The organism is Photobacterium iliopiscarium (genome assembly GCF_003026395.1).
In the GTDB taxonomy this organism is placed as follows: domain Bacteria; phylum Pseudomonadota; class Gammaproteobacteria; order Enterobacterales; family Vibrionaceae; genus Photobacterium; species Photobacterium iliopiscarium.
Map to the genome: position 1 here is coordinate 390,832 of NZ_PYOO01000003.1, position 12,001 is coordinate 402,832.

Below are 12,001 nucleotides of genomic sequence, written 5' to 3' on the forward strand. Positions count from 1 at the left end.
CTCTGCTGGCTTAATTGATACTTATTTATTTACGCAATAAGATTAGAACTCGTAACGTAAACCAACGTTGAAGTAATCTTCTTCAGGATTATTCCAGCCATTCCAATCGGTACCAGCGATAGAGCCATCGCCTTTCTTACCATCACGGAACACATAACTACTGAATATTGATGAACGGCTGGTTAACTTATACTGTGCTTCAAAGGTGGTATCTTTATATTCCGTTTCATCGCCACCTTTGTTTTCAAGTGAACGATAGCCTGCACGCAATACCCAATCAGCAGTTAAATCGTAAACCGCCGTTAATTCATACACTTTATCTGTGCTGTCGCCACGACCATTATTAAAGGCTAATTGACCTTCAGAATACATCGCACCTAGCATCAAGTTATTATAGTAATAACGCGTACCTGCACCCCAGAAAGTATAGTCTTTCGCATTATTAGTATTCATGTTATCGGATTTATCATATTGGTACGCAATTACGGGTGCTAATTTACCTGCATCACCAAAATCAAAGGTATAACGTGCGGCAGCGTTGTAGCCCGTTTTTAAATTAGAGGTGCTGTTACCAAAAATATAGGCGGTAGAAACATCAAGATTACCAAACGTGTTTTGATATTGAAGAGTGCCATCTTGACGGAAAACTTGTGTTGCCGTTGAATCAACAACGGAAACTTGTCGAGCAATCGTAACGTCAGAGGCTGAGAATACATCCGCAATATCCGTTAGCATAATCAGACCAGAAGCAACCCGTCCTCCAGTGACCTTACCGTATTGTGATGCATCAATTCCGGCCCAAACATAACGTGCGGTCAGATCTTTGCTATCCGGATTGAGGTTATTAGCATATTCAGCAGCATTTACTTGGTATTCAGCCCAACCGATAACAGATACCGTATCGTTAACAGTCTGGGATCCACCTAAACCAAAACGACCATCAAAATTACCATCGACACCAGATTGATCAGGATTATTATCACGATCGGTTAAGTTAAATCCTAAACGGCCATAAACATCAACATGAGAACCATCATCTGCTTGATAAACAGTGGCAGCCTGCGTGACACCAGCAACCAATAATGCGGGTAATACTACTGCTAATCTTGTTTTTTTCATTTTATAACGTCCTATTATTATTTCGTATGTCCGCCTTAACTGAAGTAACACAAACAATACGACTACATTGCTGTAATAAAAAAATCAATATCGCTAATTAAAACCATGTCTGTGGTACGAAAATAATCTCTAGAGAAAACAATCTAGCGCTGTTTTTCTCGATTATTTATTCACTTTTATGACTACAATAATCAATAACCCTGAACAATTACTGAATAGTATTTTTTTACTTCACGATAAAAAATATTAATTAACAACTGTGAAATAGATCGTTTTTTAAACAACTTTTTTTGTGACGCATCTGCTGGTCAAATAGATGATTTAAAGGTATACGAGGGAAATATGAATAATAAATAATGCTTATTCTATATAAAATAAATATAAAGCACGTGGGAGTAGTTCAAGCTATAAATTCCGATTACACTATGCAGCTGTTTTTCAGCTTTGGTCTATTACATGTCTTATCAATGCCCTTTATGTCACCTGCCTCTTAATGTCGATGCTAACAACACATCATCAATCTCATACCGTTGTAGCAATAATCATCAATTTGATCAGGCAAAAGAAGGCTATGTAAACTTAATGCCTGTACATCATAAAAGTTCGAAAAACCCAGGTGACAATAAAGAAATGATGCAAGCACGCCGCTTATTTCTTAACACCGATCATTATCAGCCATTGCGCGATGCTGTTATGGCACAGTTACGTCAACACTTACCGCAAGATGCCACTGAGCTACTTGATATTGGTTGTGGTGAAGGATATTACACCTCAGAGTTCGTACAACTCCGTCAACAATTTCCAGACATCACCGTACATGGTTTAGATATTTCTAAAGTTGCAGTTAAATATGCCGCCAAGCGTTATCATGATTGTGATTTCTGTGTTGCCTCTAGCCACCGCTTACCGTTTGCGGATCACTTTTTTGATGGCGTTGTTCGTATTTATGCCCCTTGTAAAGGTGAAGAATTACATCGCGCGATTAAATCTGGCGGTATTCTCGTTGCCGTAACACCTGCACCGCGTCATTTATACCAGCTAAAAGAATTAATTTATGACGGTGTTAATTTACATGATGTGCCGGTAGAAAATATTGAAGGGTTTGAGTTAGTTGTAGATCAACAACTGCACTATGACATGACATTAAGCGGTGAAGAAGCAACAGCATTAATGCAAATGACCCCTTTTGCATGGAAAACATCAGAACAAGTATGGCAACAACTAGCACAAGCTCAAAATTTTGGTTGTGAAGCTGATTTTGCTATTCGTGTTTATCGTCGCTGCTAATTACTTGCAATAATACAAATGAGATTGATTATTATTAACCATTGATAATCAATCTCTGTCTGTTTATTATTTACCGTCTATTTTCTTCTCGGTATAACTACGATGAATCGACTGATCTATTTAGGTCTAACCAGCTTACTGGTTGGCTGTACATCCCCTTCACAAACTAGCCTTCCATTGCCAACCACCAGCACCGCAATAACGACTAACACTACAACCACCACCAGTACGGCAACAACCCTATATGATTATGCGATTGCGAGTCCTCAAGGTGAGCCATTGTCTGTTACTCAATTAGCTCACGCTTTAAAACACGCCGATATTATTCTCATTGGTGAATGGCATAGCCACCCCGCAGCTCATCTTTTACAAGCCCAATTATTGGCTGCGCTGTACCAACAAAATCCAAACATCACCTTATCAATGGAACAATTTACACGCGATAACCAAGCAATAGTTAATGATTATTTAACAGGAAAAATTGGTGAAAAAACATTAGTCAAAGATGCCAATGCATGGCCAAATTACGACAGTGATTACCGTCCATTAGTCGAATTTGCCAAACAGAATCACCTCGATGTAATTGCTGCAAATGCACCAAAATCCATTGTCCGTTGTATCGGTCGTCAGGGTGCAGAATATCTTAATAAGTTGCCAAAAAATGAACGCTTATGGGTGGCGCGTTCATTGACGTTAACCACGGATGCTTATCAGCAAACCTTTATTGCGTCGATGCACCATGGCGATGAAGCACAAACTAAACGTCAATTTGCCGCACAAACAGCGTGGGATGACACCATGGCAGAAAGCATGGTTGATTATTTAAAACAGCACCCTCAACAACAAATCATTCATGTTGCTGGACGGTTTCATACCGCAGAAGGAGTAGGCACAGCATCACGTATTCAAGCGCGAAACCCAAAACTTAAAATAATGATGGTGACCCCAATTTCAAATCAAGTCACATTGCATGCGAACGCACCGGACTTCACCGTAAAAATGCAGCCTTTGCCGCAGCGGTATGTACAAAAAGATAAAATGATGGCGGCAATGACTGCCATGGGGAAAAGAAATTCTGATTTAAAATGCTATTAATATAAATCAATTAACACAATAACAAACGCCAGATAGAGAAGAACCCCATCGGCGGCCAAGCAGTTGGGGTTCTAAGAGAGATAACAGCTATATCTCAGGTTACGAGGCAATTATACCTTAGTAACCTGTTTGTTGCCTGAATAATCATTCATTATCGAATGATATTCGTACTATAATACGGTTATAGCATGACATGATGGCTACTGCATAACACCATTTAAGTGTTCCTATATAGATAAGACCACTGTGATTAAAATTAGTTGCAAAAAAGATCTCGATCACTGAATATTTTTTTATCGCACGAATTTCAGCCTTACCCCATCGCTACCCACGACAATTTACAGTAAAATAAACACAGAGCTCTTTTCTTTGAGCCAAATTAATTAGGAAAACAATGAAAAAAACATTTGCTTTAACTCATCCCAAAAAAGCGGCTGCTCGTGTTGTAGAAACAATTAAACACGACGTAAAGAAATACATCCGTCGTGAACGTAACAAAGCATTACCTGCTGGTACTGATTTTTGGGATTTTGATTGCAAGTTTGGTCATACCGAGCAAGAAGCAAAAGTTATTCACGTAAAAGAAATCAACAAGTGCATTGATGAAGCTGAAAAGCTTGAACTACCGTCACTATACTTAGAAATTCTGGCAAAGCCTGCAACACGTGCACCACGTCCAGAATTTGATTTCGACGAAGAATAATTGCTCATTAGCCATTATTTAATGTGCTATAGAACCAAACAAAAAAGAGTCGTTAATACGACTCTTTTTTATTACAGTAAAAATATATTCAACCGCTTAAAACCAACGATCTAATGCATGGCGATCTAACTGTTTAAATGCACGATTTAATACATCCGCTAATTCTTGATAACGCGGTTGAGATTTTTTCGGCTGCATCGCATGCCCTTCACTGACAATCTTCTGATAAATTTCGCTATACCATTTCGCAAGTGATGGCGGCAACGTTGTTTGACTGCGTTTACCCAGCCACCATAATCCTTGTAATGGCATTGATATCGCTAATAGCGCAATCGCAATCGCTTGAGGCATTGCATCATAATTGTGAAACGCCATTTGAGTAAGAATACTGATTGCAGCAACCGCAGGCATCACTTTTGTCGCAAATTGGGTGGCTTTAATATACCGATGTTCAGGAAAAACGGCCGCTAGCTCTTTACGCATTGGCCATGTTGTCATGTAATGCTGACCATTCTGAAAGTGTTTCCACATTGTATGTTGAGCCATAATGCACCACTCATCAAAAAAAATTATAACATTTAAAAAAAATACACAACAAACTTGATTCAAATTAAAATATTCTAAAAATCTTTTTGTTATATTGCGTAACAATCGGTTATTCTAGACCAGCCTAGATGTAATTGTTGCCGTTAATGACATTAACTGCAAGCTAGGCTCTGTCAAGGATGACCCAGAATTAGAGGTAACTCAATTCTATTTCTCAGGAAAGAGCGTGATTTTCACCTCTAGTAAGACGAACAATAAATCTTCGTCTATTCTAGGGGTACTTTTTTATTCAAAAATGAATATCAACTTTCAGACAGATTATAGGTAGTCACTCTCATGTCTAAGCTGGTTTTAGTTCTAAACTGCGGTAGTTCATCTCTTAAGTTCGCAATCATTGATCCAGTATCAGGTGAAGAACATCTTTCAGGTCTAGCAGAATGTCTAGGCCTTCCTGAAGCTCGTATCAAGTGGAAACTTGATGGCAAGCACGAAGCACAACTAGGTGACGGCGCTGCTCACGAAGAAGCTCTAGCATTCATGGTTGACACTATTCTTGCTTCTAAGCCAGAACTTAAAGAATCTCTAGGCGCTATCGGTCACCGTATCGTACACGGCGGCGAGCAGTTCTCTGCATCAGCGCTAATCGACGATGTTGTTCTTAAAGGTATCGTAGATGCGTCTGATTTCGCACCACTACACAACCCTGCACACGTTGTTGGTATTGAAGCTGCTAAACACAACTTCGCTGGCCTGAAGAACGTTGCTGTATTTGATACTGCTTTCCACCAGACTATGCCTGAAGAAGCATTCTTATACGCTATCCCTTACAACCTATACAAAGAGAACGGTATCCGTCGTTACGGCGCACACGGTACTTCTCACCGTTTCATCGCTCGTGAAACAGCGATCCTTCTTGACAAACCGCTTGATGAACTAAACATCATCAACTGTCACCTAGGTAACGGCGCATCTGTATGTGCAATCAAAGGTGGTAAATCTGTAGATATCTCTATGGGTCTAACGCCTCTTGAAGGTCTAGTAATGGGTACTCGTTGTGGTGACCTTGACCCAGCAGTTATGTTCCACCTACACGATCGTCTAGGTATGAGCGTTGCTGAAATCAACACTATGTTCACTAAAGAGTCTGGCCTACTAGGTCTTACTGGTGTGACTTCTGACTGTCGTTTCGTTGAAGAAAACTACGGCATTAAAGAAGAAGCAACACGTGCAATGAACGTATTCTGTCACCGTCTTGCTAAGTACGTAGCTAGCTACGCAGCAACAATGGACGGTCGTCTAGACGCAATCGTATTCACAGGCGGCATCGGTGAGAACTCTGCACCAATCCGTGAAGAAGTACTTAAGCGTCTAGCTATCTTCGGTATCGAAGTAGACAGCGAAGCTAACCTTAAAGCTCGTTTCGGTGGTGAAGGTGTTATCACTACTGCAAACAGCCGCATTCCTGCAATGGTTGTTTCTACTAACGAAGAATTAGTAATCGCAGAAGATACAGCGCTTCTAGCTGAGATCTAATCTTACGATTATTGAAACGGCTGGCCTTTTAGTCAGCCGTTTTTTCATGGCATTTTTGTCATATTTACTGTGGTGCTGCTCTATGATTATTCTACTTAAAACAATAAAGTCGAATTGTTATTGAACAGTGCTGTACCGATTCAATAGTCAGAGGAATCTATAGTGTCTCGTACTATTATGCTTATCCCAGTTGGCGCTGGTGTTGGTCTAACAAGCGTTAGTCTTGGTGTGCTTCGTGCAATGGAACGCAAAGGCGTTCGTGTTTCATTCTTCAAGCCTATCGCGCAACCGCGTCAAGGTGGCGACCAGCCTGATCTAACAACGACAATTATTCGTGCTAACAGCGATATGCAAATCGCTGAGTCATTCTCAATGGCAAGCGCTGAAGAACTTATTCGTAACGATCAAACTGACGTTCTTCTAGAAGACATCGTTGCTCGCTTTAAAGCAGAAACAAATGCTGACGTAACACTAATCGAAGGTCTGGTTGCTACTCGTAAGCACCCTTTTGCAAATCAAATTAACTTTGAAATTGCAAAAACACTAGATGCAGAAATCGTATTTGTTGTTTCTCCTGGCACTGACAATCCATCGCAGCTTAAAGAACGTATCGAAGTAGCATGTTCTAACTTCGGCGGCATTAAGAACAAGCAAATCTCTGGTGTTATCGTTAATAAACTTAACGCACCTGTTGATGCTGAAGGCCGTACTCGTCCAGATCTTTCTGAGATCTTTGATGATGTTGAAGGGACTGTTCCTTCAAACGTTGAAATCATGCAAGTATTCAACTCTAGCCCTATCCGTGTACTTGGTTGTGCACCTTGGAGCGCAGAGCTAATCGCTACTCGTGCAACAGATATTGCTCAGCACCTAAATGCTGAAATTATCAATGCTGGTGACATCGAAACTCGTCGTATTAAGAGCATCACTTTCTGTGCACGCTCTATCCCTAATATGGTTGAGCACTTCCGTCCAGGTTCACTACTAGTGACTTCTGCTGACCGTCCTGATGTTATCGTTGCAGCGTGTCTTGCAGCAATGAACGGCGTTGAGCTAGGTGCATTATTACTGACTGGTGGTTACGACCTACCAAAACCTGTAATGGATCTTTGTGAGCGTGCATTTGAAACAGGTCTTCCTGTGATGACAGCACAAGGCAACACTTGGCAGACATCTTTAAATCTACAGAGCTTCACTCTAGAAGTTCCTGCAGAAGATAAAGAGCGTGTTGAGTTTGTTAACGAGTACATGGCAAGCCACATCGATGGTAACTGGATTGAATCTCTAACTGAAGGTTCAAACCGTGAGCGTCGTCTAAGCCCACCAGCATTCCGTTACCAGTTAACTGAGCTTGCTCGTAAAGCAGCTAAACGCATCGTTCTTCCTGAAGGTGATGAGCCACGTACAGTTAAAGCTGCGGCTATCTGTGCTGAGCGCGGTATCGCTGAATGTGTGCTTCTAGGTAACCCTGAAGAAATCCGTCGCGTTGCTGAACAACAAGGCGTGGTTCTTGGTGCTGGCGTTACTATCATCAACTCTGATGAAGTTCGTGAAAACTACGTTGCTCGTTTAGTTGAGCTACGTGGCGCGAAAGGCATGACGGATGTTGTTGCACGTGAGAAGCTACAAGATTCTGTATTCCTAGGCACAATGATGCTTGAGAATGGCGAAGTTGACGGTCTAGTATCTGGTGCAGTTCACACTACAGCAAATACTATCGTTCCTCCATTCCAAATCATCAAGACTGCACCTAATGCGTCTATCGTATCATCTGTATTCTTCATGCTACTACCTGACCAAGTATTGGTTTACGGTGACTGTGCGATCAATCCAGATCCAACAGCTGAGCAACTTGCTGAAATCGCTATCCAATCTGCAGATTCTGCAAAAGCATTTGGTATCGAACCACGCGTCGCTATGATCTCTTACTCTACTGGTACTTCTGGTAAAGGCGCAGACGTAGATAAAGTACGTGAAGCAACTAAACTTGCTCAAGAGAAACGTCCTGATCTAATCATTGACGGTCCTCTACAGTACGATGCTGCAATCATGGAAAACGTAGCGGCTTCTAAAGCGCCAAACTCTCCAGTAGCAGGTAAGGCAACTGTATTTATATTCCCTGATCTAAACACAGGTAATACAACATACAAAGCAGTACAACGTTCTGCCGATCTAGTCTCTATCGGTCCAATGCTTCAGGGCATGCGTAAGCCAGTTAACGACCTTTCTCGTGGCGCACTAGTAGACGATATCGTTTACACAGTTGCACTAACTGCGATTCAGGCTGAACAAGCTAACGCTAAGTAAGTTTTAATACTTATGTAAGCGACTGACAAAACGCCCCTATACATGCCTTCAATTTTTATTGATAAAGTGTATAGAGGCGTTTTTTATTCATGCTATAAAACCGAATCGCTATCCTAGCAACATAACCACAATGTTAAGCAATAACGATAAAGCAAGCACATCATCCAATGATCAATGATGCGCTTTGTTAGTTATTTGATTATTGATATTTTAACTAAGCACCGTCTGCGCTAACACTTCACCGTCAAAACTGATCACCGCTAAAGCATTGCCATCCAATAAGCCATAGCTTGCAGGTAAGCCGTTACGTGGAATAGCAACGGAACCGGGATTAAAGGCGTAATAATCCCCTTTATGCTCAGCAACTGGAATATGAGTATGACCCGAAACAATCACATCGCCAGTCATTAGTTGCGGATGCTTATCGGCATTATAAATATGACCATGGGTTAAAAATAACCGTCGACCATCGGCTAACATCACCAAGTTATAATCTGCCATCATCGGAAAATCCAACAGCATTTGATCAACGTCACTATCACAATTACCGCGTACAGCCGTAATTCGATCCGCATACTGATTTAATAATTCAGCCACCTTGATAGGATCGTATCCTTCAGGTAGCGCATTGCGGGGACCGTGATTAAGAATGTCACCTAATAAAATAAGATACTTTGCCCCACTTTGTTCAAAAGCAGCAATGGCTTTTTGAGCCGCAACAAAACTACCGTGAATATCTGATGCGAAAAATAATTTCATGATTAAGTTCAGCCAAAAAATCGTCAATATATGGGTTTAGTCTACGTGAGCATCAGGAAAAATACTATTATCACCATCAGGTCACGATGATATCTATCAACATCACTTATACTGTGAACATAGCACTGATTAATAATATTCATCTCAGCACCGACTTGCTTTCACTATCAGTTAATTTAAGCTGGTACATCAATAACCACGAGGGAATAATCAATATGAAGATCTTAGTGACAGGCGCAACCGGACTCATTGGCAAGGCACTACTCCCTCATCTCAATCATGATGAAATCACCGTGATTAGCCGTGATCCCGCCCGCGCTTATCAACTACTCGGTCATCATATTAATGCGCTTGATTCATTGGAATCCTTGCCTAATCTTGATCAATTCGATGCGGTAATTAACCTTGCTGGCGAGCCGATTATGGATAAACGTTGGAGCGAGCAACAAAAACATATCATTGAAGACAGCCGTTGGAATATTACCCAACAACTGGTTGATAAAATTAAAGCCAGTGACACCCCGCCGCATATATTTATCAGTGGCTCAGCAGTAGGCATCTATGGCGATCAACAAGATTCTACTATTGATGAAACCTTTACCATTAAACCTAATGATGCTGATTTCTCACAACACGTTTGTTATCGCTGGGAACAAATCGCGCTGGAAGCACAATCAGAGCAAACGCGTGTATGCCTGTTAAGAACAGGGATCGTGCTGGCTAAACAAGGTGGCGCACTTGCAAAAATGTTACTCCCTTACCAATTTGGTTTAGGGGGTCCGATTGGTAATGGTCAGCAATATTTCCCGTGGATCCAACTGCAAGATATGGTGCGAGGGATTTTATTTTTACTTAATAATAGTGATACTCAAGGTCCGTATAATATGACCGCCCCCAACCCCATTACTAATCGCGCTTTCAGTGCCGCCCTTGCCAGTACATTGCATCGACCACATTTATTATTTACCCCTGCGTGGGTATTAAAATGTGCCCTTGGGGAATCGTCACAACTATTATTAGACGGTCAACGCGCATTACCGAACAAGTTACAGGCAGCAGGGTTTAACTTTACCTTCCCTTGTATTGAGCAGGCGTTAAACCAGACGTTGGGGGATTGAGGGGGAGTAAACAGAGCTATTGGCTAATGCGGTTCACTTAACATCAAATCTATTTATGTGTACTAGCAATAAATAAAAGGATTAAACCATTGTATGGTGGTAGCTGCGTACTCTAAAGTAAACTTTCGCTTTCAGTCAGCGTATAAACTTCATTAATTAGCGCTAAGCGTTATAAATTAGACAGTATTTCAATTTAATTTGGTTTCCAGTCATTAATAATATTGAAAGCTTGCGAGGCATCAATAAAAGAATCCGAGAATATAAATATTCTCGGATTCTTACACAGTGAGGATCGTCCAACCTAAACATTTAGGTTTTACTCGATCGGTATCAGTCTCTATAGGAAATCATTTAACATCAAATCTACTTATGAGCACTAACGGAAGAAATGAATATAGTGCAGCATGGAGATAATCATAAAATAAATTTAAATATTTTTTTATTTCTCACCTTCATATTATATAATTTTATTAACAAATAAGATGATAATAATGACAACGTAAAACACAACAATGTAACAATTATATTATCAAACACTCCAAATTTACGTAAAACAATAAACCAAAATGGGTGAATCAAATATATTGACGTTGATATTAATGTTAAATTACTATAATTACTTTCTATTGTTAACTTAGGATTGACAACCAGTAAGAATATAGCAGGGCATATTAATGCTAAAGATAAATAGTTATCAAACCCTCCATCATTTTGAGGATTACTGTAATTATACCAGCTCTCACCTAATAGTAATCCTCCGCCCAAAATAGATGCATAAATTAGTATTGGTAAACTTAAACCAGCAAATAAACCATTTTTTCTTATCACAAAACCAATATAGAAAAAAGGGAATCCTATAAATAGAAAATTACGATGTATAAATGCATAATTTGCCAATTTATCTAAGATTGGTATTGAAAAAACATGATAGTTACCTAAATATTGAATTGACACACCAAGTATAAATAAGGTAACACTCAATATTAGCCCTAACTTAACTTTATTTCTAAATATAAAGGTTAATATTCCAGCTCCAATCATCCCTGATAAATACCATAAATGGAGATATCCAATAATAAATTGAATTATGTTTTTAATTACAGATGCCAAGCTAAACGGTTGAATATCAAACCATTCATAAGAGTAGAACACCATCCAAAACAGATATAGTAAAAAAACACGATAAAACCATTTCTTTAATTTATCTATATTATTCACAGAGATGAAATAATATCCATTAATAATAAAAAATATCGGTACTGCTATTCTGAATAGCCCATTAGTTGTCAAAAAATCACCTAATTGACTAAATTTAGAAAGGAATCCTCCATGTATAGCAACAACCATAAAAGCCAGTGATATTTTTAATATATCCAATGTTAAATTTCTATTTTTCAAGCACTCAACCAACAAAATTAAATATGATATATAAATGATACTTGAAAATGTAACAACGTAAATAAACTTCGGTTATTTAAATGGAAATTAATCATATTTAAAAATCGATACGCGGCAGTGTTCATATACAATAAAG

10 protein-coding genes are annotated in these 12,001 nt (G+C 39.6%); 6 read left to right on the plus strand and 4 right to left on the minus strand.

Annotated features, from left to right (window positions below; genetic code table 11):
* Window positions 1–42 precede the first annotated feature (42 nt).
* Entirely contained in the window at window positions 43–1,119 is a 1,077-nt protein-coding gene (locus C9J51_RS07525; RefSeq protein WP_045040799.1) for a porin, read from the minus strand.
* Between the two features lie 456 nt (window positions 1,120–1,575).
* On the opposite strand from C9J51_RS07525, the gene rlmA reads away from it, so the two are divergent.
* The 3 genes from rlmA (at window position 1,576) to C9J51_RS07540 (ending at window position 4,204) form a co-directional block, all read left to right on the plus strand.
* Window positions 1,576–2,406, plus strand: a complete 831-nt coding sequence (gene rlmA, locus C9J51_RS07530; protein ID WP_045038207.1) for a 23S rRNA (guanine(745)-N(1))-methyltransferase — start codon at window positions 1,576–1,578, stop codon at window positions 2,404–2,406.
* A 102-nt stretch (window positions 2,407–2,508) separates the two neighbouring features.
* On the plus strand, window positions 2,509–3,501 hold the full coding sequence (locus C9J51_RS07535) for a ChaN family lipoprotein (RefSeq protein WP_045040798.1): 993 nt from the start codon (window positions 2,509–2,511) through the stop codon (window positions 3,499–3,501).
* A 394-nt stretch (window positions 3,502–3,895) separates the two neighbouring features.
* Window positions 3,896–4,204 carry a DUF6172 family protein gene (locus C9J51_RS07540; RefSeq protein ID WP_045038209.1) on the plus strand — a complete coding sequence of 103 codons (309 nt, stop codon included), beginning with the start codon at window positions 3,896–3,898 and terminating at the stop codon, window positions 4,202–4,204.
* 96 nt (window positions 4,205–4,300) lie between these two features.
* Here the strand turns inward: C9J51_RS07540 and yfbV are convergent, their stop codons facing one another.
* A complete protein-coding gene (yfbV, locus tag C9J51_RS07545) occupies window positions 4,301–4,750 on the minus strand; it encodes a terminus macrodomain insulation protein YfbV (RefSeq protein WP_045038210.1) in 450 nt (149 codons plus the stop codon).
* A gap of 336 nt (window positions 4,751–5,086) precedes the next feature.
* Between yfbV and C9J51_RS07550 the strand changes: the two genes are divergently transcribed.
* Both C9J51_RS07550 and pta read left to right on the plus strand, forming a co-directional pair.
* On the plus strand, window positions 5,087–6,283 hold the full coding sequence (locus C9J51_RS07550; RefSeq protein WP_045038211.1) for an acetate kinase: 1,197 nt from the start codon (window positions 5,087–5,089) through the stop codon (window positions 6,281–6,283).
* A gap of 162 nt (window positions 6,284–6,445) precedes the next feature.
* Window positions 6,446–8,590: a phosphate acetyltransferase gene (gene pta, locus C9J51_RS07555; protein WP_107180529.1), complete on the plus strand. Its 2,145-nt coding sequence runs from the start codon at window positions 6,446–6,448 to the stop codon at window positions 8,588–8,590.
* Window positions 8,591–8,800: 210 nt separating this feature from the next.
* On the opposite strand, the gene yfcE is transcribed toward pta, so the two are convergent.
* The gene (yfcE, locus tag C9J51_RS07560; protein WP_045040797.1) at window positions 8,801–9,349 is read right to left on the minus strand and encodes a phosphodiesterase; all 549 of its coding nucleotides are present in this window, start codon (window positions 9,347–9,349) and stop codon (window positions 8,801–8,803) included.
* Window positions 9,350–9,564: 215 nt separating this feature from the next.
* Here yfcE and C9J51_RS07565 point away from each other — a divergent pair, with 215 nt between their 5' ends.
* Window positions 9,565–10,467 (plus strand): TIGR01777 family oxidoreductase, encoded by a 903-nt coding sequence (locus C9J51_RS07565; protein ID WP_045040796.1) that lies wholly within the window; start codon window positions 9,565–9,567, stop codon window positions 10,465–10,467.
* Window positions 10,468–10,881: 414 nt separating this feature from the next.
* On the opposite strand, the gene C9J51_RS07570 is transcribed toward C9J51_RS07565, so the two are convergent.
* On the minus strand, window positions 10,882–11,865 hold the full coding sequence (locus tag C9J51_RS07570; protein WP_045040795.1) for an acyltransferase family protein: 984 nt from the start codon (window positions 11,863–11,865) through the stop codon (window positions 10,882–10,884).
* Window positions 11,866–12,001 lie beyond the last annotated feature (136 nt).

Excerpts from the sequence above, each read along its gene's own strand:
- C9J51_RS07525 (WP_045040799.1), bottom strand. The coding sequence starts at position 1,119 with ATGAAAAAAACAAGATTAGCAGTAGTATTACCCGCATTATTGGTTGCT.
- rlmA (WP_045038207.1), top strand. The coding sequence starts at position 1,576 with ATGTCTTATCAATGCCCTTTATGTCACCTGCCTCTTAATGTCGATGCT.
- C9J51_RS07535 (WP_045040798.1), top strand. The coding sequence starts at position 2,509 with ATGAATCGACTGATCTATTTAGGTCTAACCAGCTTACTGGTTGGCTGT.
- C9J51_RS07540 (WP_045038209.1), top strand. The coding sequence starts at position 3,896 with ATGAAAAAAACATTTGCTTTAACTCATCCCAAAAAAGCGGCTGCTCGT.
- yfbV (WP_045038210.1), bottom strand. The coding sequence starts at position 4,750 with ATGGCTCAACATACAATGTGGAAACACTTTCAGAATGGTCAGCATTAC.
- C9J51_RS07550 (WP_045038211.1), top strand. The coding sequence starts at position 5,087 with ATGTCTAAGCTGGTTTTAGTTCTAAACTGCGGTAGTTCATCTCTTAAG.
- yfcE (WP_045040797.1), bottom strand. The coding sequence starts at position 9,349 with ATGAAATTATTTTTCGCATCAGATATTCACGGTAGTTTTGTTGCGGCT.
- C9J51_RS07565 (WP_045040796.1), top strand. The coding sequence starts at position 9,565 with ATGAAGATCTTAGTGACAGGCGCAACCGGACTCATTGGCAAGGCACTA.